This window comes from Mesorhizobium sp. 1M-11 (assembly GCF_001303895.1).
Lineage (GTDB): Bacteria > Pseudomonadota > Alphaproteobacteria > Rhizobiales > Rhizobiaceae > Mesorhizobium.
In genome coordinates, this window is the sequence record NZ_LJSD01000040.1 from 1 (window position 1) to 24665 (window position 24665).

At 61.0% G+C, this 24665-nt stretch carries 22 protein-coding genes; 16 read left to right on the forward strand and 6 right to left on the reverse strand.

Annotated elements, in window-relative coordinates:
- A partial coding sequence (locus AO692_RS17540; protein WP_054311352.1) for an S-(hydroxymethyl)glutathione dehydrogenase/class III alcohol dehydrogenase occupies positions 1 to 1053 on the forward strand: 1053 nt, incomplete at its 5' end.
- A gap of 94 nt (positions 1054 to 1147) precedes the next feature.
- A complete protein-coding gene (gene fghA / locus AO692_RS17545) occupies positions 1148 to 1984 on the forward strand; it encodes an S-formylglutathione hydrolase (protein WP_054311353.1) in 837 nt (278 codons plus the stop codon).
- Between the two features lie 19 nt (positions 1985 to 2003).
- Here fghA and AO692_RS17550 read toward each other — a convergent pair whose 3' ends face one another.
- Both AO692_RS17550 and AO692_RS17555 read right to left on the reverse strand, forming a co-directional pair.
- Positions 2004 to 2849, reverse strand: a complete 846-nt coding sequence (locus tag AO692_RS17550; protein ID WP_054311354.1) for a hypothetical protein — start codon at positions 2847 to 2849, stop codon at positions 2004 to 2006.
- Positions 2850 to 2993: 144 nt separating this feature from the next.
- Positions 2994 to 3767, reverse strand: a complete 774-nt coding sequence (locus tag AO692_RS17555; protein WP_054311355.1) for a gamma-glutamyl-gamma-aminobutyrate hydrolase family protein — start codon at positions 3765 to 3767, stop codon at positions 2994 to 2996.
- A gap of 286 nt (positions 3768 to 4053) precedes the next feature.
- Here AO692_RS17555 and AO692_RS17560 point away from each other — a divergent pair, with 286 nt between their 5' ends.
- Together AO692_RS17560 and AO692_RS17565 are read left to right on the forward strand one after the other, a co-directional pair.
- A complete protein-coding gene (locus AO692_RS17560; RefSeq protein WP_054311356.1) occupies positions 4054 to 5163 on the forward strand; it encodes a TRAP transporter substrate-binding protein in 1110 nt (369 codons plus the stop codon).
- A 181-nt stretch (positions 5164 to 5344) separates the two neighbouring features.
- Positions 5345 to 6454, forward strand: a complete 1110-nt coding sequence (locus tag AO692_RS17565; RefSeq protein ID WP_054311357.1) for a TRAP transporter substrate-binding protein — start codon at positions 5345 to 5347, stop codon at positions 6452 to 6454.
- Positions 6455 to 6523: 69 nt separating this feature from the next.
- Here the strand turns inward: AO692_RS17565 and AO692_RS17570 are convergent, their stop codons facing one another.
- From AO692_RS17570 to AO692_RS17580, 3 genes are all read right to left on the reverse strand, one after another.
- Positions 6524 to 8314 (reverse strand): TRAP transporter large permease subunit, encoded by a 1791-nt coding sequence (locus AO692_RS17570; RefSeq protein ID WP_200911751.1) that lies wholly within the window; start codon positions 8312 to 8314, stop codon positions 6524 to 6526.
- Positions 8311 to 8895, reverse strand: coding sequence for a TRAP transporter small permease subunit (locus AO692_RS17575; RefSeq protein WP_054311358.1), 585 nt, complete (start codon positions 8893 to 8895; stop codon positions 8311 to 8313). Before AO692_RS17575 ends, AO692_RS17570 begins: the two co-directional genes overlap by 4 nt.
- Positions 8896 to 9079: 184 nt before the next feature.
- Positions 9080 to 9985, reverse strand: a complete 906-nt coding sequence (locus AO692_RS17580; protein WP_054311410.1) for a branched-chain amino acid ABC transporter permease — start codon at positions 9983 to 9985, stop codon at positions 9080 to 9082.
- Positions 9986 to 10078: 93 nt separating this feature from the next.
- On the opposite strand from AO692_RS17580, the gene AO692_RS17585 reads away from it, so the two are divergent.
- The gene (locus AO692_RS17585; protein ID WP_054311359.1) at positions 10079 to 10687 is read left to right on the forward strand and encodes a CGNR zinc finger domain-containing protein; all 609 of its coding nucleotides are present in this window, start codon (positions 10079 to 10081) and stop codon (positions 10685 to 10687) included.
- Between the two features lie 22 nt (positions 10688 to 10709).
- The gene (locus tag AO692_RS17590; protein ID WP_054311360.1) at positions 10710 to 11216 is read left to right on the forward strand and encodes a hypothetical protein; all 507 of its coding nucleotides are present in this window, start codon (positions 10710 to 10712) and stop codon (positions 11214 to 11216) included.
- 15 nt (positions 11217 to 11231) lie between these two features.
- Here AO692_RS17590 and AO692_RS17595 read toward each other — a convergent pair whose 3' ends face one another.
- Positions 11232 to 11909: a GntR family transcriptional regulator gene (locus AO692_RS17595; protein WP_054311361.1), complete on the reverse strand. Its 678-nt coding sequence runs from the start codon at positions 11907 to 11909 to the stop codon at positions 11232 to 11234.
- Positions 11910 to 12008: 99 nt separating this feature from the next.
- On the opposite strand from AO692_RS17595, the gene AO692_RS17600 reads away from it, so the two are divergent.
- The 10 genes from AO692_RS17600 to AO692_RS17640 all read left to right on the forward strand — a co-directional run bounded on the left by AO692_RS17600 (position 12009) and on the right by AO692_RS17640 (position 24573).
- Complete coding sequence (locus tag AO692_RS17600) at positions 12009 to 13205, forward strand: FAD-dependent oxidoreductase (protein ID WP_244483395.1); 1197 nt, start codon at positions 12009 to 12011, stop codon at positions 13203 to 13205.
- Positions 13206 to 13359: 154 nt separating this feature from the next.
- Positions 13360 to 16830, forward strand: a complete 3471-nt coding sequence (locus tag AO692_RS17605; RefSeq protein ID WP_054311363.1) for an indolepyruvate ferredoxin oxidoreductase family protein — start codon at positions 13360 to 13362, stop codon at positions 16828 to 16830.
- Positions 16831 to 16975: 145 nt separating this feature from the next.
- The gene (locus tag AO692_RS17610; RefSeq protein WP_054311364.1) at positions 16976 to 19315 is read left to right on the forward strand and encodes an EAL domain-containing protein; all 2340 of its coding nucleotides are present in this window, start codon (positions 16976 to 16978) and stop codon (positions 19313 to 19315) included.
- Positions 19316 to 19485: 170 nt separating this feature from the next.
- Positions 19486 to 20259: a hypothetical protein gene (locus AO692_RS17615; protein ID WP_054311365.1), complete on the forward strand. Its 774-nt coding sequence runs from the start codon at positions 19486 to 19488 to the stop codon at positions 20257 to 20259.
- A 76-nt stretch (positions 20260 to 20335) separates the two neighbouring features.
- The gene (locus tag AO692_RS32320; protein ID WP_082407421.1) at positions 20336 to 20485 is read left to right on the forward strand and encodes a DUF3096 domain-containing protein; all 150 of its coding nucleotides are present in this window, start codon (positions 20336 to 20338) and stop codon (positions 20483 to 20485) included.
- A 153-nt stretch (positions 20486 to 20638) separates the two neighbouring features.
- Positions 20639 to 20863, forward strand: coding sequence for an aa3-type cytochrome c oxidase subunit IV (locus tag AO692_RS17620; RefSeq protein ID WP_054311366.1), 225 nt, complete (start codon positions 20639 to 20641; stop codon positions 20861 to 20863).
- An 83-nt stretch (positions 20864 to 20946) separates the two neighbouring features.
- Positions 20947 to 22197 carry a Re/Si-specific NAD(P)(+) transhydrogenase subunit alpha gene (locus AO692_RS17625; RefSeq protein WP_054311367.1) on the forward strand — a complete coding sequence of 417 codons (1251 nt, stop codon included), beginning with the start codon at positions 20947 to 20949 and terminating at the stop codon, positions 22195 to 22197.
- Positions 22197 to 22628: an NAD(P) transhydrogenase subunit alpha gene (locus AO692_RS17630; RefSeq protein WP_054311368.1), complete on the forward strand. Its 432-nt coding sequence runs from the start codon at positions 22197 to 22199 to the stop codon at positions 22626 to 22628. The genes AO692_RS17625 and AO692_RS17630 overlap by 1 nt, the downstream gene beginning before the upstream one ends.
- Positions 22628 to 23176 (forward strand): hypothetical protein, encoded by a 549-nt coding sequence (locus AO692_RS17635; protein ID WP_054311369.1) that lies wholly within the window; start codon positions 22628 to 22630, stop codon positions 23174 to 23176. The genes AO692_RS17630 and AO692_RS17635 overlap by 1 nt, the downstream gene beginning before the upstream one ends.
- The gene (locus AO692_RS17640; RefSeq protein ID WP_054311411.1) at positions 23176 to 24573 is read left to right on the forward strand and encodes an NAD(P)(+) transhydrogenase (Re/Si-specific) subunit beta; all 1398 of its coding nucleotides are present in this window, start codon (positions 23176 to 23178) and stop codon (positions 24571 to 24573) included. The genes AO692_RS17635 and AO692_RS17640 overlap by 1 nt, the downstream gene beginning before the upstream one ends.
- Positions 24574 to 24665: the final 92 nt, after the last annotated feature.

Sequence of the window (24665 nt, forward strand, 5' to 3'; positions counted from 1 at the left end):
CGCGAGGGCGAGGTGCTGGTTGAGGTGAAGGCGACCGGCATCTGCCACACCGACGAGTTCACGCTGTCGGGCGCCGATCCGGAAGGCATCTTCCCGGCGATCCTCGGCCATGAAGGTGCCGGCGTCGTCGTCGATGTCGGCAAGGGGGTGACCAGCCTGAAGAAGGGCGACCATGTCATCCCGCTCTATACGCCCGAATGCCGCTCGTGCCCGTCATGCCTGTCGCGCAAGACCAACCTGTGCACGGCGATCCGCGCCACCCAGGGCCAGGGCCTGATGCCGGACGGCAGCTCGCGCTTCTCGATCGGTGGGGAAAAGATCTTCCACTATATGGGCTGCTCGACCTTCTCGAATTTCACGGTGCTGCCCGAGATCGCGCTGGCCAAGGTCAACCCGGACGCACCGTTCGACAAGATCTGCTACATCGGCTGCGGCGTCACCACCGGCATCGGCGCCGTCATCAACACCGCCAAGGTGGAGGAGGGCGCGACCGCTGTGGTGTTCGGGCTCGGCGGCATTGGCCTGAACGTCATCCAGGGGCTGAGGCTTGCCGGTGCCGACATGATCATCGGTGTCGATCTCAACAACGACAAGAAGGCCTGGGGCGAGCGCTTCGGCATGACGCATTTCGTCAACCCGAAGGAGGTCGATGGCGACATCGTGCCTTACCTGGTCAACCTGACCAAGCGTGGCGCCGACCAGATCGGCGGTGCCGACTACACCTTCGACTGCACGGGCAACACCAAGGTGATGCGCCAGGCGCTGGAGGCGGCGCATCGCGGCTGGGGCAAGTCGATCGTCATCGGTGTTGCCGGTGCCGGCCAGGAGATCTCGACGCGCCCGTTCCAACTGGTGACGGGCCGTACCTGGATGGGCACGGCGTTCGGCGGCGCGCGCGGCCGCACCGATGTGCCGAAGATCGTCGACTGGTACATGGACGGCAAGATCGAGATCGATCCGATGATCACCCACACGCTGAAGCTCGACGAGATCAACAAGGGCTTCGATCTCATGCATGAAGGCAAGAGCATCCGAAGCGTGGTCGTTTACTGATCCGCACAGCCGCATTACGCCAGGGCGCCCGGCTTGATGTCGGGCGCGGCTCGCAGGCGTTCCCAACACCAGATGGATTGAGAAGACAGGACCGATGAAAACCGTTTCCACGTCGAAGTCGCATGGCGGCGTCCAGGGCGTCTATTCGCATGCGTCGGACGCCTGCGCCTGCGACATGACCTTTGCCGTATTCGTGCCACCCCAGGCCAAGGATCACCCGGTGCCGGTGCTGTGGTATCTGTCAGGCCTCACCTGCACCCATGCCAATGTCATGGACAAGGGCGAATATCGGCGCCTGGCCGCCGAGCTCGGCCTGATGATCGTCTGCCCGGACACCAGCCCGCGCGGCGAGGCCGTGCCGGACGAGAAGGACAACTGGCAGTTCGGCCAGGGCGCCGGCTTCTATGTCGATGCCACGCAGGAGCCGTTTGCGAAGAACTATCGGATGTATTCCTACCTCGCCGAGGAACTGCCGGCGCTCATTGCCGCAAACTTCCCGGCAGACATGGCGCGGCAGGGGATATTCGGCCATTCCATGGGTGGTCACGGCGCATTGACCGTCGCACTCAGGAACGCGGATCGCTTCAGGAGCTGTTCGGCTTTCGCGCCGATCGTGCAGCCGACGACGGCCGGTTGGTCGAAGCCGGCTTTGGAAAAGTATCTCGGTAGTGACGAGAGGGCATGGCGTGCCTATGACGCAACGCTGCTGATCGAGGATGGCAAGCGCTTTCCCGAGCTGCTGGTCGATCAGGGCACAACAGACGGCTTCCTCGATGAGGGTTTGCGTCCCTGGCTGTTGGAAGACGCCTGCGGCAAGGCCGGCATCGCGCTCACCTTGCGCATGCAGGACGGCTACGACCACTCCTACAACTTCATCTCGACCTTCATGGATGATCACCTCAAATGGCATGCCGAGAGGTTGGCCAAATAAACAGCCAGGTCTCGGCCGATCATGCTGCCATGCTGGCCAGGTTTTGCTCGAATGCCTGGTCGATGATAGCCAGCTTCACGGCCTGTGCGTCCATATATTCGCGATAGAAATCGCGCGACATCCACATGACGGAGTGGCCGCGCTGGCCCAGCCAACCAATGCTGCCAAGGTCTTCAGCCTCGCGCAGTTTGCGCGCCAGATGCGTACGCGAAAGCTTCAGCCAATTGGCGAATTCGCCAATCGAAACGACTCCGGTAGGGATGTGGTCTCGATCGGCCAGGCCTGGATCCACACCCGAGATGAGCCATTCCATGACGACGCCACCATTGTTTAGCCAGGTGAACAACGAGAAGGTCTTTTCAGGGGCGCGTACCGGGCCCGAAGTGAGCAGGCCATCAGCGATCAGAGGTTCCAGCCGGGCGAGTGCATCAGATCTGGAAGCAAAAGTTGCCCGCCGCCCTCCGCCATCGAGCTCGTCCAATGTCGTGAGATGAATCATTGCCCAGGCCGCCAGGATTTGAAGCGTCTGAACGGTTGGGCGCAGTGGAATCGAGCGGCGATCGGTGTTGTCCGGCAGAGGCTCGACATAATTGTATTTGAGCATTTCTTTCATGAAGGCGTCGGCCGTATTTCGGCTGGCCACGGAATGCTGTTCGACCAGTTGGAGGAAACGCGCGGTCGTCAACGCGCCTTGGCGAAAATAGATGGCCAATCCTGCATGCGCCATCAGCCAGCGCTGCTGCGTGGCGAACACAGACGCGAGCCGTGGCGAACTTTCACGGGCGGCCAGCAGAGCCTTCGCCTGGCTGCGAATGCTGCGATGCAGAGCCGGATGCCTGGCAATTTCGTTCGCGCTGAATGCCACCCTGTAACCCTCAACCCCGGCCTACAGTAGCGAACCGAAAAATGGAATGCGATGGAAATCGCGCTTCAGCCAACCGGTCGTCGAGATGTGCGTATAGGTGCGCGCAGCCGACAGCGATGAGGCCCGTCTGTTATGAAAAGCTGTTTATTCAGCGGCAGCGCGTGTTGCAGCCCTGGCGGCGGCATGTGCACGCACGGCATCGCCGAACGCCTTGAAAACGCGCTGCGAGACGCTGTCGCTTTTCACCCAATATTCCGGGTGCCACTGTACGCCAACGGCGAAGGAGCGGGAATCACGCACCGAAACAGCCTCGACGGTACCGTCGGTCGCCACTGCCTCGATCTGCAACTTCGGTCCGAGCCGGTCGACAGCCTGCCGATGCACGGAATTGACCATGACTTCGCCAGCACCGAAGACACCCGCAAGGCACGAACCCGGCTTGATGCTGACGCTCTGGCGGATGGCGAAGCGTTCGTCCTGATCGTCGGAAACCGGTGCGCGATGGTCGAGCGAGCCTTCGCGTTCCTGGATCTCCGTGGCGAGCGAGCCGCCAAGGGCGACGTTCATCTCCTGGATGCCGCGGCAGATGGCCAACAACGGCACGCCGCGTTCGATCGCCCTGCGGATCAACGGCAAGGTCGTCGCGTCACGGTCGGGGTCGTAGGGGCCATTGGCTTCGCTGGCGTCGCCACCATAAAGCGAAGGGTGCACGTTCGACTTCGAGCCGGTCATCATCACGCCATCGACAGACGACAGGAGTTCGTCGAGATCGAGCCGGTCGCCGAAGGAAGGAACCAGAACCGGGAAAACGCCGGCGCCGGCGATTGCCGCTTCCAGATATTGCCGAGGTGCTGCGTGCCAGGTGTAGTTGTCGAACTGGCGGACATCGGTCGAGACTGCGACGAGCGGCTGCTGCATTTTGGTTACGGGTTCCGTTAGGGTCCAAAGCTGGAATGCCTATAAAATAGGCGATGCCGGGACGCTTTTCCACGACAAGTTTATAGCCTCACCAAGCCATGCAAGCCATGCACGATCCTGTCGTTAGACTATAGTCGCAGAGCTTGGAAAAGGCTGCTCCAGAGGCCCTGGCGCTCGCTGGACACGATGGGAACGGCGTGTATTGTCTGCCCGGGGTACAACCCACCAAATCGGGAAATTCTGTTTATTTTCATATCGCCCGTTGATCCAAAAAGGGAGGAACTTCATGGATCGTCGTTCGTTCATCCGCAAAGCCGGTGTCACCGGTGCGGGAGCGGCGGCCGTTGCCACGACACTCGCGGCTCCGGCTATCGCCCAATCCAATCCGAAAGTGACTTGGCGCCTGACCTCGTCCTTCCCGAAGTCGCTGGATACGATCTACGGCGGTGCCGAAGTGTTTTCCAAGATGCTCTCGGAAGCAACCGACGGCAATTTCACGGTGCAGGTCTTCGCTTCCGGCGAACTCGTTCCCGGCCTGCAGGCGGCAGACGCAGCGGCGGGCGGGACGGTCGAGGCCGCTCATACAGTTACTTACTATTATTGGGGCAAGAACCCGACCTGGGCTTTGGGAGCGGCGGTGCCGTTCGCGCTCAATGCGCGCGGCATGAATGCCTGGCACTATCACGGCGGCGGCATCGCGCTGTTCAACGAGTTCCTGGGCAAACAGGGACTTTATGGCCTTCCAGGGGGCAACACCGGTGTGCAGATGGGCGGCTGGTTCCGCAAGGAAATCAACACGGTTGCCGACCTCAAGGGCCTGAAGATGCGTATCGGCGGCTTTGCCGGCAAGGTGGTTGAGAAGCTGGGTGTCGTGCCGCAGCAGATCGCCGGTGGCGACATCTATCCTGCGCTGGAGAAGGGCACCATCGATGCCGCCGAGTGGGTCGGCCCCTACGATGATGAGAAGCTCGGCTTCCAGAAGGTAGCGCCCTATTACTACTATCCCGGCTGGTGGGAAGGCGGACCGACCGTCCACCTGCTCTTCAACAAGGCGAAGTTCGAGGAACTGCCGGCAAACTACAAGTCACTGGTGCACACTGCGGCTCAGGCTGCGGATGCCAACATGCTGCAGAAATATGACTATGTGAATCCCGGCGCGGTGAAATCGCTGGTCGCATCCGGCGCCAAGCTGAGGCCCTTCAGCCAGGAGATTCTTGCAGCCTGCTTTGAGAAGTCGAATGAGGTCTATGCCGAGATGGAATCCGGCAATGCTGATTTCAAGAAGATCTGGGATTCGATCAAGGCTTTCCGCAAGGAGCACTATCTCTGGGCGCAGGTGGCCGAATACAATTATGACACCTTCATGATGATCCAGCAGCGCGGCAACAAGCTCTGATCTGACCACAGGTTGAAGAACGAGGCCCGGAGAGCATTGCTTCCGGGCCTTTTTCGTGTGCGGTTCAACTGCGCTGCTGGACTTGGTCCAGATGTCATGCATCATGGGGCCAGCGCCGTCTGGTCGTCATGAAAAACAAGCCCTTCGGCGCTTCGTGGATCCAGGCGAGGGAGGAAGCGGAATGGATCGTCGTTCATTCGTGAAGAAAGCAGGCCAGACCGGGGCGGGGGCTATCGGGATCGCGGCAAGTCTTGCTGCGCCGGCGATGGCGCAGTCGCTGCCGAAGCTGTCGTGGCGATGCACATCGTCGTTCCCAAAGGCGCTGGACACGATCTTCGGCGCCGCGCAGACGATGGCGAAATATGTTCGCGAGTCCACGGACGGCAATTTCGACATCCAGGTCTTTGCGTCGGGTGAATTGGTGCCAGGCTTGCAGGCGGCGGACGCCGCGGCGGCAGGCACAGTCGAATGCTGTCACACGGCGTCCTACTATTACTGGGGGAAGGACCCGACCTATGCCCTGGCAACCGCAGTGCCATTCATGTTCAACGATCGGCAGATGAATGCCTGGCTGTATTACAACCAGGGCAATGAACTGCTGAACGAGTTCTACGCTACGCAGGGGCTCTACGGATTGCCCTGCGGCAACACCGGCGCACAGATGGGAGGCTGGTTCCGCAAGGAGATAAAGACGGTCGAGGATTTCAAGGGCCTCAAGATGCGCATCGGCGGTTTTGCCGGCAAGGTCTTGCAGAGGCTGGGTCTGGTTCCGCAGCAGATCGCTGGCGGCGATATCTATCCGGCGCTGGAAAAGGGCACGATCGATGCGGCCGAGTGGGTCGGGCCCTATGACGACGAGAAACTCGGGTTCCAGAAGGTCGCGCCCTATTATTATTATCCTGGCTGGTGGGAGGGCGGCCCGACGCTCAATCTCCTGGTCAATCTTGCCAAGTGGAACGAATTGCCGAAACCTTATCAGGCGGCGCTGACTTCCGCCTGCCAGGCCGCCAATTGCGACATGATGGCGAGTTACGATCAGAAGAATCCGGCTGCGTTGAAACGGCTGGTGGCCGGAGGCGCGCAACTTCGTCCGTTCAGCCAAGATATCCTGGCTGCCTGTTTCGATGCGGCAAATGCAACCTATGCGGAAATCTCGGCGGCGAATGCGGCGTTCAAGAAAATCTATGACAGCCAGGTTGGGTTCCGGCGCGATGCCTATCTGTGGGCGCAAGTGTCGGAATATACTTTCGATACCTTCATGATGCTGCAGCAGCGAGGCGGCAAGATCTGACGACCCTGAATGGAAAACCCCGGAGCATGCTCCGGGGTTCTTTTGAGGTGGGCCAACCGCTCTGCTGGATCAGTTGAAGCTGGGTGGCTTTGAAAGATCGGGCGTGGATGGCGCAGGCTGGTTCGGCTGATCGCCGCCGAAGCTTGGTGGTTGCGACAGATCCGTACCAGGGGCAGCGGGTTGTGCCGGGGCCGCACCGCCTCCCGCATCGGGGGGCGAGCCGAGCGGAGGCAGGCCCATGCCCGGCAATTCCGGTACCTTGATCTCTATGGTGCTCGGATCGACGACCTTGCCCTTGTAGTGCATGACCATCTGCGGGAAGGCGATGGTCAAGCCGATCATCAGCACCTGGATGCAGACGAATGGTACCGCTCCCCAATAGATCTGGCCCGTCGTGACCGGGGCGATCTGCTTGCCAGTGATGCGATCCAGATAAGGCACGCGGGCCGCTACCGAACGCAGGTAGAACAATGCGAAGCCAAAGGGCGGGTGCATGAAGGACGTCTGCATGTTGACGCCCAGTAGTACGCCGAACCAGACGAGATCGATGCCGAGCTTGTCGGCGGCCGGTGCCAGCAGCGGCACGATGATGAAAGCCAACTCGAAGAAGTCGAGGAAGAAGGCCAGCACGAAGACGAGAATGTTGACGACGATGAGAAAACCGAGCTCACCGCCCGGCAGAGAGACCAGAAGATGCTCGACCCAGAGATGGCCGTTCACGCCGTAGAAGGTGAGCGAGAAGACGCGGGCGCCGATCAGGATGAACAACACGAAGGATGAAAGCCTGGTGGTCGAGGCGAGCGCCTGTTTGATGACATCCAGGGTGAGCCGCCTTTTGAAACCGGCCATGACGAGGGCGCCAACCGCGCCCATGGCGCCGCCTTCCGTCGGCGTGGCGATGCCGAGGAAGATGGTGCCGAGCACCAGGAATATGAGGGCCAGCGGTGGAATCAGCACGATCACCACCTGCTGCGCCAGCCTGGACATCAGGTTGAAGCCGAGCGCCTTGTCGGCGACGGCAACGATGTAGATCATGATGACTGCGATGGTGGCGGCGAGAATATCCGCATTCGTGCCCTGGGTCGGCTCGAGATAACGATAGACGAGGTAGCCAATTGCGCCAGCAGCCAGCAGAGCCACAACCAGCGACCATACACCCTGACCAAGTGTGCGTGCCTCGAGTGGCAGTGCTGGCATCGAATTCGGCCGGATGATCGACATCACCAGGATGTAGCTCATGTAGATGCCGGTCAGCACAAGGCCGGGAATCAACGCGCCGGCATACATGTCGCCGACGGAGCGGCCGAGCTGGTCGGCGAGCACGATCAGCACCAGCGATGGCGGAATGATCTGCGCCAACGTGCCTGATGCGGCGATGACGCCGGATGCAACACGCCTGTCATAGCCGTAGCGCAGCATGATCGGCAGCGAGATCAAGCCCATCGCGATGACGGATGCGGCAACGACGCCCGTGGTGGCGGCCAGCAGCGCGCCAACAAAAATGACCGCATAGGCGAGACCGCCACGGATCGGACCGAACAACTGGCCGACCGTATCGAGCAGATCCTCCGCCATGCCGGAACGCTCCAGCACGATGCCCATGAAGGTGAAGAACGGGATGGCCAGCAGCACATCGTTCGACATCACCCTGTTGCCGTAGAAGTTCTCCGGCAAAGCCCACAGCAGCGGCCAGGAAAGATTGATCGAACCGCCGGAGAACGGCGCCAGCTCCACGCCGATGGCGAAAAAGGCAAGTCCGCTTGCTGCCAGTGAGAACGCGACCGGGTAACCGAAGAGCAGGAAGACAATCAGCGAAGCGAACATGATCGGCGCCATGTTCTGCGCGATGAACTCGATCACGAATGCACCTCTTCGGCCAGCGCCTTGCCTTCGAGTTCGGCCTGTTCGTGGACGGAAACGAATGGATTGGGATCTTCCATGTCACCGCGCATGATGGCGATCTTCTTGATGATCTCCGAAATGCCCTGGAGCGCCAAAAGCAAGAAGCCGACCAGCAGGATCGCCTTGGCCGGCCAGATGATGAGGCCGCCGGAATTGGTGGACATCTCGCCCGAGCGGAAGGAATGCAGGGTGTACGGCACGAACATGTAGACCATCAAAAGCACGAACGGCATCAGGAAGAAGACATGGCCGATCAGGTCGATCCAGTGCTGCACACGGCGCGACCACATGCCGTAGACGATGTCGATGCGGATGTGCTCGTTCTGCTTGAGCGTATAGGCGGCGGCCAGCATGAAGGCAGCACCGAACAGGTACCATTGCAGCTCGAGCCAGGCGTTGGACGAGATGTTGAATACCTTGCGGATAATGGCATTGCCTGCACTGACCAGGATCGACACCAGGATCAGCCAGGAAATCCACTTTCCAATGAACTCGCTGACGCGATCAATACCTCGGGACAGAGCCAGAAGCCCTTCCATACAAACCTCCCTGATGGGCAGGGCGTGCCGCTCCCCTTTTTTGCGCCGCGCCTGCGTGGACCAACGGTATGCCGCGTCTGGCTGGCGGGTCAACACAACCACCAGGCGTCGGAGCGCTGGAAGTATTCCAGCCCCCAACTTTCGCAAGGCATGAGCGACGTCATGCGACGAAAGTTTAATGAAATCAGATGGTCCGGCGGTTGTCGCGGCCAGCGCCGACGAGGACCAGGATTGCAACCAGAAAGAGGAACATCCAAGCGTCGCGCCACTCGACTGAAAAGTATCCAGTCCACAGCGATTCGGCCAAACCGTAGGCTGCGGCTCCCGCCGCTGCTCGGGGCGGAGACAGGTAACCGCCCACGGCAGTGATAAAGAGGACTTTGAGGCCGTAGATCAGGCCGGCGCCGAAGCCGAGATTGCCGTAATAGAGCGCCGCAAGTATCCCGCCCAGTGCCGCGCAGAGCCCGCCAACAACGACCGCGGTGCGAAAAACCTTATGGACGTCGGTTCCGCATATGGCGGCTGCATGCGGGTCGTCGGAGACCGCGCGCCACAGTCGTCCGAACCTCGTGCGCGCGAGCGCGAGGGAGCCGGCAACGAGGAAAAGCGCGACGACGCCGCAATTCACGAGTTGAATCACGGTCAGTGTCGCCTTGAACCCGTTTGCCTCGGCAAAGACCACCGGCGTACCGAGCATCGGTTGCAGCCACACGTCATGCGTGTTGGCCGAGATGCGGGCAAGCTCGGTCAGGACCAGCGCCACGCCAAGCGTTGCAGCCGCGATCGTATTGGGAGAGCGGTCGGCAAGCGGTTCGAACAGGAAGCGCGCCAGCAGGTGACTGGCAAGCGCGGCATAGACGAAGGTCAGTACGGCCGCGAACAGGATGGTGGCGGGCAGCGTCAACCATAGGATCTGATAGCCGAACACGGCGGTCAGGATCATTGTCTGCCCGCAGAAGGCAAACAGCGCGCCATAAGCCAGATTGGTCCGGTGCAGGATTCCGTTGGTCAGCGCGTAGCCAAAGGCCAGGAGCGCGTAGAGCGCACCTGAATGCAACCCGTTCAGGACCTGTTGGACAAAGTAGAGCATGCCAAGCCACCGGCCGCGGAGCATCCGAGGCATCGGTAGGCTGCCTTTCTGATTCTAACTTGTCAAACCGATATTACCGGTTAGGTTGGTGGTATGACGGTTTCCTGGACCCAGCATCGCTTTGCGGGTGGCGCGCTCGCACTCGACACGGCCAACACGGTCGTGCTGCGCGGCGATCTCAGTCGTGGCTTTGATCGGTTCGCGGATGCGTCGGAGATCGCGCGTTTTGCGGAAGCAGCGAGCACCTTCCGGAGTGGCGAGCTGGGTGGACGGCGCCTGGAAGCGCATGAGCCGGAGCGGATCGCGCCGGTGGTGTTGGATATCCGGGAGACAACCGACCGCCTGTTCCGTGGGGCTGCTTTGGAAGGTGCCTTTGACAGCAGTCATTTGTCCGATTTTCTGGAGGCTTGCTCAAAAGGCGTTGCGGGTGCGCAGGGCAAGATTGGAGAGCCGGCACGGCCGTTCGGTGACCCGGCGACGCCGCTCGCCTTCGAGGCGGCACTGGCTGTTTCCGCTTTGTCGTTGCTTGGCGGTGACACGACACGCCGTTTGAGAATCTGTGCCAATTGCCGCTGGCTGTTCATGGACCGCAGCCGCAATTCCAGCCGGCTTTGGTGCGACATGGCGGTGTGTGGAAATCGCCGTAAAGCCAGCCGTCACTATCACCGCCGCAAGGACACGCGGGAGGCCGATCGTGGCTAGGGAAATCGCAAGCTCCAGCCGGATGTTCGCCTTGGGGGCAGGGCTGCTTGCCATGATGGTCCTCGGCGCCTGCCGTCAGTCCGACGATGACCAATACTTCGCAGTGTCAGGGCGTCTTTTCGAATTCAATTATCGACTGGCACGCGCCACCTATGTCGTGACACTCAATCCATTGCGGCCGATGGAAGAAGGACAGGTGGCGGTTGCGACCTTCGAGAATCCCGCAGGCGGTGCCCCTTTTGTCGTGAAGCAGCCCGTCTGGCCGAAGATGCGGCACATAACCCTTACCAGCCCGGCACTGACATGTGTGGTGAAGGACAAGCCCTATGCCGTCTCCATCAGGATCGAAGACCTCGGCGGAAAGCTGCTGCAGACATTGCAAACGACGCTGATCTCGACAGAGGATCAAAGCGTGCTGCCGGACCGACCTCTGGTGACCGGCCCCGTTTATGAGCTTAATCCGGAACTCGCCGGTCACCCGGACGGCAGGCTGCCGGGCGCGGAAAAACCCGCCTGCCCGAAGGCCTAGGCTCCAGCACCTACGCTAGCGGTCGCGTGATGTCATGTAGTCGAGCAGGGCCGCGCAGGCATCGCGGAAATGTCGGGTCAGGTGGCCGACCGCTGCTGCCTCGTCGCCTTGCATGCATGAAAAGAGCATGGCGCGATGTTCGTCCTGCGACCGTTCGCGATAGTCGAGGTTGGACAGTACGATGCGAACGTAACGGTCCGAGGCCGTATGCTGCGCTTCGATCAGGTCCAGCAAGCGCCGGTTGCCGCAATCGCGATAGAGAGCCAGGTGGAACTCGCGATTGAGTTGACCCCAGCGGCCGACATCGGTTTCGCGATCGAGTTGCTCGATGACGCCGGCGGCCAGGCGCAGACTGTCAGGATTCTGCTTTTGCATTGAAAGCCTTAGCGCCTGAGCTTCGAGCAATTCACGCAGCGCATAAAGCTCAGTGATGTCGACGGCGTTCATTGCCGCCACCACCGCGCCGCGGGTCGGATGGATGGCAACAAGGCCTTCGGCTTCAAGGTACCGCAGCGCGTCGCGAACCGGCATCCGGCTGACGCCGAACTCCTTGGCCAGTTCGTCCTGCCGCAAAGCGGCTCCAGGCGCCAAATTGCCGGTGGCGATGGCCTCGCGCAGGATCGCTGTCACCCCATCCGCCGCTGTTTGCGGCCTGACGCTCCTGCCTTCGCCGATCTTTCCCAGCCTGTCCATGCAACCATCCCGGAATAGGAAGTCTGTCGTGCCGCAAAGCCTCTTGTTCGTCAAATCGAATCTCGTATACGGTATACGAGAATACGAATGGAGGAGAGAATGACAAAGCGAACGACGGAAGCGATCGTCATTGGTGGCGGCATCGCCGGCTGCACCTTGGCATACGAGTTGGCCATGCGAGGGATTGGCGTCACGGTGATCGAGCAGAGCCTCATCGCCGCGGAATCATCCGGGCGAAACACCGGAACGCTTCTCTCGGGACCACAGCGCCCCGTGGTCGAGATGCTCGATCAGAGCGTGGAGGTCTATGCGGAACTTGCAGACGGCCCGGTTCCCTTCGAGTTCGGGCGGATCGGTCATCTGCTGATTTCGGAGGACGATGCCAGCCTCGAAGAAGCGTGTGCCGTGGCCGGGCGTTACCGTGAGGCCGGTGTCGGTATGGAGAAGGTGAGCGGGGCTGAACTGGCGCGCGATCACCCGCGGCTCGGCTTCAGGGTGGCCGGCGGCTATTTCGTCGAACGGGCGTGGACGTTGGAGCCCATGGGCGCCACGCACGCCTTTGCCCATGCGGCGCGTCTTTCGGGTGCTCGTTTCAGGACCAGCCTGCGGGTGGCGCAGATCGTCTCGCGCGGCGGCAAGGTGCAAGGGGTTCTGACGGATGACGGTATCTTGGCCGCTGACATGGTGTTCATCGCCAACGGTCTTTGGATGTCCGACATGTTGCGTCGGACTGTCGGAGACGGGCCGCTGCCAGGGCTTCCGTTCACGGCAGGGCGCGGATGGCTGATCCAGCTCGGCAAGCTGGATTTCGAGTTACCCTGGATCGTCGAAGAGTTGACATGGCCCGATCAGGATGAACTGGGTCGCCTGTCGCTGGCAGGATTGGCGGATGTGGCAGCTCAAAGCGACGACAGGCCGGGCGTGGAGGCGATTTGCCTCAATCCAATGCGTGGCGGCGACGCCCGTCTTGGCGCGTCTGTCCAGCCGGCTTTCCGAGACCTGCTGCGCAATACCGATATGCCCAGCCGCATAGCTGCCCGGGCGCTGCGGATGATTCCGGGGCTGGGTTCGCCTGCGGTGAAAAATGTCTATCCAGGCAACCGGCCGATGCTGTCGGACGGGCTGCCGGTGGCCGGGCGCACGCCGGTCGAGGGTCTCTATTTGCACGGTGGAATGGGTTCCATCGGCATGCATGCCGCGCCGGCAACCGCACGCTGGCTGGTGGATGCGGTGCTTTCCAGAGACGGCAATCCACTGCAGACCTGGCTCAAGCCGCAGCGTTTCGCGGGCTGGTGAAGTGGTGTCACAGCCGATTGAAGGCATGGTGGATGGACGCCGAAGTTGACGCTGATCCAGCCGAATTGAATTGACGTTACCGGTCGAGGTCGAAAGACTGCGCCCCGATCCAGTCGCTGTTGCGAATCCGGACGGTTTCGCACGGGAAGGTACCATGACGCTGCACGACGTCTCGCTCGACGACAAATTCGACCTTTCCAAGGAACGTGTTTTTCTCTCGGGTGCCCAGGCCGTCGTGCGCATGCTCCTGATGCAGCGCGAGCGCGACCGGCTGGCTGGTCTCAACACCGCGGGCTTTGTCTCCGGCTATCGCGGCTCTCCGCTCGGTGGGCTGGATCTGCAGCTGTGGCGGGCGAAAAATCAGCTTTCGCAAGCCGACATCGTTTTCCAGTCAGGTCTCAACGAGGAACTGGCGGCCACGGCCTGCTGGGGATCGCAGCAGGCCGAACTGCTCGGTGAAGGCAAGCATGACGGGGTCTTTTCAGTCTGGTACGGCAAGGGGCCGGGCGTCGATCGTTCCGGTGACGTATTCCGCCACGCCAACCTTGCGGGTTCGTCCAAGCATGGCGGCGTGCTTGCCCTGATGGGCGACGACCACAACGCCGAATCGTCGACCAACGCGCATGCCACGGAATTTGCCTTCGTGGACGCCATGATCCCGGTACTCAATCCAGCCGGCGTGCAGGAACTGATCGACTACGGCCTGCTCGGCTTTGCCATGTCACGCTTCGCCGGTACCTGGACGGCGATCAAATGCGTGAAGGACAACATCGAATCGACCGCATCGGTCGACGCATCACTGGCGCGCCTGAACATCGTCCTGCCTGAGTTCGATATGCCGCCGGGCGGTCTCAACATCCGCAACGAGCTCGATCAGCTCGGTCAGGAAGCGCGGCTGCATGAGGGCAAGCGGGCGGCCATGGCCGCCTTTATCCGCTTGAACGGATTGAACCGGATCATCTACTCCGGCGGCCGCAAGGCAAAGCTGGGTATCGTCACCGTCGGCAAGAGCTATCTCGATGTGCGCCAGGCGCTTGAAGATATCGGCATTGACGAGGCGATGGCGAACCGCATCGGCATCCGCCTGTTCAAGGTGGGTTGTCCGTGGCCAATCGATCTCGAGCACATCGCCGATTTCGCGCGCGGGCTGGAAACGGTCGTGGTGGTCGAGGAAAAGCGCTCGCTGATCGAAGTTCAGCTGCGCGAGAACCTCTACGGCACCGCCAATCAACCGGTCATCGTCGGCAAGAAGGATGAGCGCGGCGATTGGCTGTTCCCTGCCAAGGGCGCGCTTGATCCGAACGAGATCGCCATCGCGCTGGGCGAGCGCATCCTCAAGACCATCGGCCCGTCCGAAGAAATCACCCAGCGTGTCTCGAAGCTGAAGCAGTTCCAGGCGATGCTGGCCGACACCAAGGATATCGGTTCGCGCACGCCCTTCTTCTGTTCCGGCTGCCCGCACAATTCATCGACCAAGGTTCCGGAGGGCTCTATCGCAGCAGCGGGAATCGGCTGCCATTTCATGGCCTTGTGGATGGACCGTTCTACCATCGGCTTCACCGCCATGGGCGGCGAGGGTGCGCAATGGATCGGCCAGGCACCGTTTTCCAAACGCGACCATATCTTCCAGAATCTCGGCGACGGCACCTACAACCATTCGGGGACGCTGGCGCTTCGCTTCGCTCTGTCGGCCGGCACCAACATCACTTACAAGATCCTCTACAACGATGCGGTGGCGATGACCGGTGGCCAACCACATGAAGGCGGACTGACCGTCGACATGATTGCACGCCAGGTTCGTGCCGAAGGTGTCGACCGGATCGCCGTCGTCACCGACGAGCCCGACAAATATGCCGGCCGTGCCGAGTTCCCCACCGGTGTGACCATCGATCATCGGGACGATCTCGATCGCATTCAGCGCGAGTTGCGATCGGTGAAAGGCGTTTCGGTCCTGCTCTATGACCAGACCTGCGCCGCCGAGAAGCGCCGCCGGCGCAAGCGCGGCACGTTTCCGGACCCAAACAAACGCGTCTTCATCAACGAACTGGTCTGCGAGGGTTGCGGTGATTGCGGCGTGCAGTCCAATTGCGTCTCGATCCAGCCGGTCGAGACCGAATTCGGCCGCAAGCGCAAGATCGATCAGTCGTCGTGCAACAAGGATTTTTCCTGCCTGAACGGCTTCTGCCCGTCCTTTGTCACCGTGCATGGCGCAAGGATCCGGAAGGCCGCTGGCATCGCCGGCAAGGCTGATCCTCTCGAAGGTGTGCCTTTGCCGCGGGCTTTTGCGCTGGGCAAGGATGGATGGGCGGCCATCATCGATGGCGTCGGGGGTACGGGCGTCGTCACCGTCGGTGCGATCCTCGGCATGGCGGCGCATCTGGAAGGCAAGGGTTGCGGCATGATCGACATGGCCGGCCTTGCACAGAAGGGCGGCTCGGTGTTCACGCATGTGCGTGTCGCCAGCACACCGGACGATATCCACGCCATCCGCGTATCGGCCGGCAAAGCCGATCTTATCCTGGGATGCGATCTGGTTGTTTCCGGCGCCAAGAAGGTGCTGGCGGCGGCACGGGAAGGGCATACGATTTTCGTTGCCAATACGGCTGAGATCATGCCGGGTGAATTCGCGCGTACGGCGGATTTCTCGCTTCCGACAGAGCGGCTGAAGAAGGCGATCCGCCAGGCCGCAGGTGAGGACAAGGCGCATTTCTTCGACGCGACCCGGACGGCGACGGCGCTGTTCGGCAATTCGCTTGGCGCCAACATGTTCATGCTGGGTTTCGCCTTTCAGCATGGCGGCTTGCCATTGTCGGCCGAGGCGGTCGAAAAGGCGATCGATCTGAACGGCGAAGCGGTGGCGATGAATGTGGCTGCCTTCCGCTGGGGCCGGCGCGCGGCACACGATCCTGATTTCGTGCGCAGTCAGGTCGAGCGGCTGGGCAGGGCGACGCAACCGGTTGCCGAAACTCTGGATGAGATCATCGCTCGGCGCACGACATTCCTCACAGCCTACCAGAACGCTGCCTATGGCAAGCGTTATGCCGATCGCGTCGCCGCACTCCGGGCGCATGAAAGCAAGATGGCTCCAGGCTCAACCGTCGTGACGGAAGCGGCAGCGCGCAATCTGTTCAAACTGATGGCGATCAAGGATGAGTACGAGGTCGCGCGGCTCTACACGGATGGTTCCTTCATGCGTTCGCTGTCCCAGCAGTTCGAGAGTTACGACGGACTGGAATTTCATCTGGCCCCGCCGATCCTGGGTCGTCGCGATGCGGACGGGAGGCCGAGAAAGTCGAGCTTCGGTCCGTGGATGATGAAGGGTTTTCGCTTCCTGGCAGCGCTAAGAGGTGTGAGAGGGACTGCTTTGGATCTCTTCGGCTACACGATCGAGCGCCGTCGTGAACGGCGGTTGCTGAAGCAGTTCGAAGATGATCTCGACCTCATCGCCCGTTCACTCACACCCGGCAGGGTCGAGGCCGCGGCGGCACTCGCTTCGGTGCCGTCGCTGGTGCGCGGTTATGGCCACGTCAGGCATGCCGCGATGGAGAAGGCGGCCGGCGAACGGGCAAGGCTGGTCGAGCGATTGACGGGCGCTGAAGAAGCCCGGTTGCAAGCGGCCGAATGAGATGTCACGATCCGAAAAATGATCCGCTGGATCAGAAGTGGAAGAATGGCGTTTGCATGCCGACGACGACACAGCTAATTTTAGCTATTCTAAGCCTTTCTTAAGGCGGCTGTGGCAAGAGGTTGGCTGGTGCGGCGCCTAGGCCATGAATGTAGATCGACCCGACGACATCTCTGAAGACGTCTACGTTGGCTTCGTCCGTTCGCTTTTTCACGACGCCAGCCTGCTGATCGTTGGCGCCTTCACGCAAGGCGCGGTTGCTCTCCTCGTCTATCTGAAAACCGGCGCGCCGATCTATGTCGCGCTCGCGTTCTTGATGACCGCAGTCAGCCTCGGTCGCTATCTGGCTATTCGCCGGGTTGATCCAGCCACGATCGAGACCTACCGCTCCGCGCTCGAATGGGAGCGTTACTATGTGATTGCGGGCACGGCGCATGGGCTCGCCATCGGATTGTTCGCTTTCGTCGCCGTTCATGTCGTGCCCGATATGTTCGGCGAGATCGCTGCCATCTCGATGGTGCTGGCCACCACCGTCACCATCGCCGGTCGCAATTTCGGTTCGATCAAGATGGTGGCTATCCTGACGCTCTCCATCGTTGCGCCGATCGCAATCGGCCTGATCATGAAGGGGGACTTCTACAACGTCGTTCTCGGCCTCTTCATCATTCCGTTCATGTTCGCCATCAGCAAGCTCGCGCGCGCGATGCGTGCCGTGCTGTTCACCGCGATAACCGAGGAGAAAAAGGCTACCCGCCTCTTTCAACGTTTTGGCCGTGCGCTCAATACGATGTCGCATGGCTTGGTCATGCTTGACCCCGCCGGCAAGGTGGTGGTCGCCAATGCCGAAGCGGCTCATCTCATGTCGCTCAAATCGGCGGATCAACTTCTTGGGCGTTCGATCCACTCTTTGCTGATGCGCGGCGTGGCGGGTGGCCTGCTGGCTGCAAAGGACTGCCGCTATGTCGAGGCCCAGCTGACCCGCGCCTTGCGCGAAGGGCGTGACAGAAAAGTGCTCGTCTCCCTGACCAACGGGCAACATTACGAATTCTCGGCGCGCGAAGGCTCGCAGGAACTCGGTGTCATTACCTTCGAGGACGTCACGCAACGCGTCGCGGCCGAAGAGCGCATCCGTTTCATGGCACGTTATGACAGCCTGACCGGGCTGATGAACCGGGCGTATTTTCACGAACTGGTTAGCGAGGCGATGTCGGGAGGAGATCGTAGCCGACAGTGCGGACTGGTCGTAATAGATCTCGACGATTTCAAGAGCATCAACGATACGCTCGGCCATCCGGTTGGTGATGGTTTGATCTATGCCGCCGCAGAGCGACTATCGGCGTTTTCCGCGCCAGGCGTCATCATCAGCCGCTTTGGCGGTGACGAATTCATGTTGTATTTCGACCGGGTCGAGGATGAGAGCTGTCTGTCCGACCTGGTCGAACGCATCTTCGCCGGATTGCAAGGCGAAGTGGACGTGGCTGGGCATGCGCTGCGCGTCCAGGCGAGTGCCGGTGCTGTTCTCTCGCGTGTCGATGGCACCACAGTCGACGAAATGATCGTGAAATCGGATCTTGCGCTCTACAAGGCGAAGGAACTCGGCAAAAACGGCTGGCGATTGTTCGAAGCTTCCATGGACGCCGCGTTCCGCAACCGGCAACTGATGAAGGCCGATCTGCGCTCAGCCGTCGAGGCCAACGCGCTACGCATCGTCTATCAGCCGATCGTTGCGATGGAGACGATGCGCATCGTCAGTTGCGAGGCGCTCTGCCGCTGGGATCATCCCGACCTGGGTCCGATTTCGCCGGCCATCTTTATTCCCCTGGCGGAAGAGATGGGCATCATTTCGCAAATCAGCGAGCTTGTGCTGACAGCCGCCTGCGCCGAATGCGCGAAATGGCCGGAGCAGATTTCGGTTTCGGTCAATCTTTCCGCCAAGGACTTTCGTGACAGCGATGTTGTCGAGCGGGTGCGGGTTGCAACCGAAGCTGCAAAACTCGCGCCGAATCGCCTCGAAATCGAGGTGACCGAAACCGCGCTTCTCGATGACAAGGCACAGACGCGCGAACTGATCCAGGAAATCAAGAAGCTCGGCGTGCGTATTGCTCTCGACGATTTTGGCACCGGCTATTCGAGCTTGAGCTATCTGCACAAACTGCCGCTCGACAAGGTCAAGATAGACCGATCGTTCCTGATGGATGTGGCGCAGAGCCCACGTTCACTGGAATTGTTGAAGGGCATCGTCAGCCTCTCGCGTTCGCTCGGATTGAGCGTGACCATCGAGGGTGTCGAAACCTTCGAGCAACTCAAGATCCTGTCGCAGCAGATCGAACCGGATCTCGTGCAGGGCTTTCTGTTTGGCTCCGCATTGAGCGCCTCGGGCATCGAGACGATGTCGAGCACGATCTGGCCCTTTGTCGAGGTTGTCCCTCCGCCGCGCAAGCGGCCGAATGTGGATGCTGCTCGTTCGAAGGTGGGCGTAAACTGATATTTGGCCGACGTCACAGGCCGCTGAATCCTTGCGTTTCCCGAGCCAGACCAAGGTGCGGCGCGGCGTTAAGGTTAACAAACGGTAAATGGAATCGCGCGCATTTTGAACTTTACATGTTAGCGCTGTTGCATAGGCTCCCGACCGCGGTGGGTGTACGGGGTAGTGCTATGAGTACGCAGGACGAACCGGGCGGCGGCGCCGGTGGGTCAAAGACTGTTGCGTTTAGCGGGACGAGCTTAAGTGAGAAGGTATTCGAGCTTCTCAGCAAGTCCGAGTACCGACGCTGCGACAAAGGCGAAGACCTAGAGGATATCTATCGTCTCAGATACAAAGCCTTCCGATCCAGCGATATGGTTTCGGACAACATCAGCCACACGATCAGCGATGAGCTGGATGAAGTGCCGAACGTCTATCGTTTCGGTGTCTATGTCGAGCAGCGCCTCGTCGGTACGATGCGTATCCATCACGTCACTCTTGAAACACCGCTGTCTCCTTCGACCAAGGCGTTTGGAGATATTATCTACCCCATGCTTGAAGCGGGCGACACATTCGTCTGCATGAGTCGTTTCGCCTCGGATCCAGACTGGACCCGCGTCTATCCGCAGCTTGCCTATGTGACTTTGCGCCTGGCAGGAATGGCCTGCTTTTATTTCCAGGCCCCCTACGGCCTTTCGACCGTGCGCGAGGACCACGCGGGCTTCTACAGGCGCGTCTACTATTCCGAACAGATCAGCGAACTGCGCTCCTACCCCGGCATTCAAAGACGTGTGGTGTTGTTTCGTACCGACGCTTACGCCAATCGAGATCGCTACTATGCGCGGTTTCCTTTCTTTCGTTCGACAGCGGCAGAACGGCGTATGCTCTTTGCACCACCTGAGCCCGGCGAACTCGCGCCACTGACGATCCTGCCGACAGCGAAGTACTTCCGCGAAGCCGCCTGAGATTTATGCGCTGTTTGCCTTACCGCCGACACGAAGGCTCTTGATCTTGAATGCTGCGATAGATGGGAGGCAGACCATGACCATTTCCGCCATAACTCTGACACCACTGATCTCACTGATTGCAGGCGTGTTGATCCTCATCATGCCCAGGCTGTTGAACTACATCATCGCGATCTACCTGATCGTCGCAGGACTGCTCGGGCTCTTTCCGAACCTGGCCGGCTGAGCCGCTTCCGGCCTGTCCATGCAGCGCACGGATCGCCGCTCGCCTTCAACTTTATCTTGACGCTGTTCTCGCTCACCATGCGGCAACAGCGCCATTGCCCTCGGCGACGCTTTTCGCTATGTGCGCTTAAGACGTTTCCGGAGGGGAATACTGATGGCTGATCACGCGCCGACTGGTCCTGTCGAACTGGGTGCCCAGATGGACTATGCAGAGCACGAGCGAACCTACGCAGGCTTCGTCGCGCTCGCCAAATATGGATCGCTCTTCTGCGCCGCCCTGCTCATCGCCATGGCCTTCGGCTTCTTTGCCGGCGGGTTCTTCTCGGGAACGATCCTGTTCCTGATCATCCTGGCGGTCGGCGGTTTCATTCTCCGATAAGATCTTCCCATTTCGCATGGGACGGCACCGGCCGTTCGGCCGGTGTTCGCAAAGAACAGAGTTCCAGCCGAAAGGATCATGCGGTGGGACAAGTCGTATTCATACCTCGCGAGATTGATGCGAACGAGGGGCGCGTGGCCGCGTCTCCCGATACGGTGAAACGCATAGCCGGTCTGGGCTTCGAGGTTGTCGTCGAAGCCGGGGCGGGCGTTGCCTCCCGCATTCCCGATGCCGACTTCGCCAAGGCCGGAGCTGCGATCGGAAAGGCGGCGGACATCTCCAAGGCCGATGTCGTGCTGAAGGTTCGTCGTCCAACCGAAACCGAACTGAAAAACTACAAAAAAGGCGCGGCTGTCCTCGCCATCATGGATCCCTACAGCAACGATGCCGGGGTCGCTGCCCTAGGCAAGGCGGGCGTGACGTCCTTTGCGATGGAGTTCATGCCGCGCATCACGCGTGCGCAGGTGATGGACGTCTTGTCGTCGCAGGCGAACCTCGCCGGCTACCAGGCCGTGATCGATGCTGCGGGCGAATATGACCGCGCACTGCCGATGATGATGACCGCCGCCGGCACGGTGCCGGCAGCCAAGGTCTTCATCATGGGCGTGGGTGTTGCCGGCTTGCAGGCCATTGCGACGGCACGTCGCCTCGGCGCGGTGGTTACCGCCACCGACGTGCGTCCCGCCGTGAAGGAACAGGTCCAGTCGCTGGGCGCCAAGTTCATCGCCGTCGAGGACGACGAGTTCAAGCAGGCCGAGACGGCCGGCGGCTATGCCAAGGAAATGTCCAAGGAATACCAGGCGAAGCAGGCGGCCCTGACCGCCGAGCACATCGCCAAGCAGGATATCGTCATCACCACGGCTCTGATCCCCGGCCGTCCCGCTCCTCGGCTGGTCTCTGCGGAAATGGTCGCCTCGATGCGTCCAGGTTCGGTCCTGATCGATCTCGCGGTAGAGCGTGGCGGCAATGTCGCCGGCGCTGAAGCGGGCAAAACCGTTACCACCGAAAACGGCGTCAAGATTGTCGGGCACCTCAATGTGCCTGGTCGCGTCGCAGCATCGGCGTCCTTGCTTTATGCCAAGAACCTGTTCGCCTTCCTGGAGACACTCGTCAGCAAGGACACCAAGGCGCTCGCCATCAATCGCGAAGACGAACTGGTGAAGGCGACGCTGCTGACGGATGGCGGCAAGGTCGTCCATCCCAACTTTGCCGACAAGCCGGCGACGATGATCGCTTCGGCTGAACCGGCGGCCAAACCGGCCAAGCCGACGGCTGCCAAGAAACCTGCCGCAGCTAAGAAGCCCACTGCGACCAAGTCGAAGGGGACTGCCTGATGGAAGCCTTGCAGAAAGCACTCGATCAACTCGACCAGGCGAGCGCGGCCGTTCGTCTTGCCCTGCAGGAGGCCGCCAATCAACCTGGCGTGGCTGACGCAGCCGGCGGCGCGGCGCATGCGCTCTCAGGTGGCGCGATTGACCCGTTCGTGTTCCGCTTCGCCATCTTCGTGCTGGCGATCTTCGTCGGCTACTACGTGGTCTGGTCGGTGACGCCGGCCCTGCACACGCCGCTGATGGCCGTCACCAACGCGATTTCCTCGGTGATCGTGGTCGGCGCGCTGCTGGCCGTTGGTGTTTCGGCTGCCGGTGCGGCGACAGGCTTCGGCTTCATTGCGCTGGTGCTGGTCTCGGTCAACATCTTCGGCGGCTTCCTTGTCACCCAGCGCATGCTGGCGATGTACAAGAAGAAGGACAGCGCGGGCCGGTGATGAAGCTCGTCAAGCTTTTCCTCGCCGCTGCATTCCTGTCGGTCGTTGCCGGCCACGCGGTGGCCCGGCAGGCGACCGAGGCCGAGAGCAAGGCGCTGGTTCAGGCCGTGACGGATTTCGACACCGCCATGCGCGGCAACGACTATGCCACGGTCGTCAAGACCATCCCGCCACGTGTGCTCGAGCATATGGCCAAGGCGTCGGGCATGACGGTCGATGCGTTGCGCGGGATCGTCATCGAACAGATGCAGGCGGCGCTGGCCACTGTGAAAATCGAATCCTTCGCCATGGATGTGTCGAAGGTGGAATACAAGGAATTGCCGAACGGCGAGCCTTACGCCCTGATCCCGACCGAGGTCGTGATGGACGCGGGTGGCGCCGACAAGATCCTGGCGAAATCCCAGACACTGGCGCTGCTCGACAGCGGCGCCTGGTACCTGCTGCGTATCAACGAAGACCAGCAGGTGACTGTCATGCGCCAGGTTTACCCAGAATTCGCCGAGGTGGAATTTCCAGCCGGCTCGATGGAGGCGTTGAAGAAGCCATGATGTCCGTCAATCTCGCCTCTTTCCTGTATCTCGTCTCGGGTATCCTCTTCATTTTGGCGCTGCGAGGCCTGTCGCATCCGACCACAAGCCGGCAGGGCAACCTTTACGGCATGATCGGCATGGCGATCGCCATTGTCACCACGCTGTTGCTGGCCAAGCCCTCCCTCGGTGGCTTTGCGCTGATCGTGGTCGGACTGGCCATCGGCGGCGGCGTCGGCGCCTACACGGCCCGCCGCATCGCCATGACCTCGATGCCGCAATTGGTGGCGGCCTTCCACTCACTCGTCGGCATGGCGGCCGTGATGGTGGCGGCAGCCGCCATGTACGCGCCGGCTTCCTTCGGCATCGGCGAAGTGGGCGCGATCCATGGCCAGGCGCTGGTGGAAATGAGCCTGGGCGTGGCGATCGGCGCCATCACTTTCACCGGTTCGGTGATCGCCTTCCTGAAGCTGGATGGACGCATGTCCGGCAAGCCGATCATGCTGCCGGGGCGCCACCTCATCAACATCGTGCTTGGCGCAGCACTGGTCGTGCTGATCATCCTGCTCGTCACCACCCAGAGTTATGCCGTCTTCTGGCTGATCGTTCTCGCCTCGCTGGCGCTGGGCGTCCTGCTCATCGTCCCGATCGGCGGCGCCGACATGCCGGTGGTGGTGTCGATGCTCAATTCCTATTCGGGCTGGGCTGCTGCCGCCCTCGGCTTCACCCTCGGCAATCTCGCACTGATCATCACCGGCGCACTGGTCGGTTCATCGGGTGCGATCCTGTCCTACATCATGTGCAAGGGCATGAACCGTTCCTTCATCTCGGTCATCCTCGGCGGTTTCGGCGGCGAAACGGCCGCGGCGGCGGATGACGGCATCCAGCGCACGGTGAAGACCGGTGCCGCCGACGACGCAGCCTACCTGATGATGAACGCGCAGAAGGTCATCATCGTGCCGGGCTACGGCATGGCGGTTGCCCAGGCGCAGCATGCATTGCGCGAAATGGCCGACAAGCTGAAGGCGAATGGCGTCGAGGTGAAGTATGCCATCCATCCGGTTGCCGGCCGCATGCCGGGTCACATGAATGTGCTGCTCGCGGAAGCCAACGTGCCTTACGACGAGGTCTTCGAACTGGAGGACATCAATTCCGAGTTCGCGCAGGCCGACGTCGCCTATGTCATCGGCGCCAATGACGTCACCAACCCGTCGGCACGCGACGACAAGTCCTCGCCGATCTTCGGCATGCCGATCCTCGACGTGGACAAGGCGCGCACCTGCCTGTTCGTCAAGCGCTCGCTTGGCTCGGGCTACGCCGGCATCGACAACACGCTGTTCTACAAGGACGGCACGATGATGCTGCTCGGCGACGCCAAGAAGATGACCGAGGAAATCGTCAAGGCGATGGATCACTGACGGTGCAAGGCGCTTCAAGCAGGCGCCATCGCACGGCCGCTTCCGAAAAAGAACAGCCCGGCACTTGCCGGGCTTTTCTTTTGGTTCGTCGG

What these genes read in the sequence shown, in the direction of transcription:
- fghA (WP_054311353.1), top strand. Translation starts at nt 1,148, where the DNA reads ATGAAAACCGTTTCCACGTCGAAGTCGCATGGCGGCGTCCAGGGCGTC.
- AO692_RS17555 (WP_054311355.1), bottom strand. Translation starts at nt 3,767, where the DNA reads ATGCAGCAGCCGCTCGTCGCAGTCTCGACCGATGTCCGCCAGTTCGAC.
- AO692_RS17560 (WP_054311356.1), top strand. Translation starts at nt 4,054, where the DNA reads ATGGATCGTCGTTCGTTCATCCGCAAAGCCGGTGTCACCGGTGCGGGA.
- AO692_RS17565 (WP_054311357.1), top strand. Translation starts at nt 5,345, where the DNA reads ATGGATCGTCGTTCATTCGTGAAGAAAGCAGGCCAGACCGGGGCGGGG.
- AO692_RS17575 (WP_054311358.1), bottom strand. Translation starts at nt 8,895, where the DNA reads ATGGAAGGGCTTCTGGCTCTGTCCCGAGGTATTGATCGCGTCAGCGAG.
- AO692_RS17580 (WP_054311410.1), bottom strand. Translation starts at nt 9,985, where the DNA reads ATGCTCTACTTTGTCCAACAGGTCCTGAACGGGTTGCATTCAGGTGCG.
- AO692_RS17585 (WP_054311359.1), top strand. Translation starts at nt 10,079, where the DNA reads ATGACGGTTTCCTGGACCCAGCATCGCTTTGCGGGTGGCGCGCTCGCA.
- AO692_RS17590 (WP_054311360.1), top strand. Translation starts at nt 10,710, where the DNA reads ATGTTCGCCTTGGGGGCAGGGCTGCTTGCCATGATGGTCCTCGGCGCC.
- AO692_RS17595 (WP_054311361.1), bottom strand. Translation starts at nt 11,909, where the DNA reads ATGGACAGGCTGGGAAAGATCGGCGAAGGCAGGAGCGTCAGGCCGCAA.
- AO692_RS17600 (WP_244483395.1), top strand. Translation starts at nt 12,009, where the DNA reads ATGACAAAGCGAACGACGGAAGCGATCGTCATTGGTGGCGGCATCGCC.
- AO692_RS17605 (WP_054311363.1), top strand. Translation starts at nt 13,360, where the DNA reads ATGACGCTGCACGACGTCTCGCTCGACGACAAATTCGACCTTTCCAAG.
- AO692_RS17610 (WP_054311364.1), top strand. Translation starts at nt 16,976, where the DNA reads ATGAATGTAGATCGACCCGACGACATCTCTGAAGACGTCTACGTTGGC.
- AO692_RS17615 (WP_054311365.1), top strand. Translation starts at nt 19,486, where the DNA reads ATGAGTACGCAGGACGAACCGGGCGGCGGCGCCGGTGGGTCAAAGACT.
- AO692_RS32320 (WP_082407421.1), top strand. Translation starts at nt 20,336, where the DNA reads ATGACCATTTCCGCCATAACTCTGACACCACTGATCTCACTGATTGCA.
- AO692_RS17620 (WP_054311366.1), top strand. Translation starts at nt 20,639, where the DNA reads ATGGCTGATCACGCGCCGACTGGTCCTGTCGAACTGGGTGCCCAGATG.
- AO692_RS17630 (WP_054311368.1), top strand. Translation starts at nt 22,197, where the DNA reads ATGGAAGCCTTGCAGAAAGCACTCGATCAACTCGACCAGGCGAGCGCG.
- AO692_RS17635 (WP_054311369.1), top strand. Translation starts at nt 22,628, where the DNA reads ATGAAGCTCGTCAAGCTTTTCCTCGCCGCTGCATTCCTGTCGGTCGTT.
- AO692_RS17640 (WP_054311411.1), top strand. Translation starts at nt 23,176, where the DNA reads ATGTCCGTCAATCTCGCCTCTTTCCTGTATCTCGTCTCGGGTATCCTC.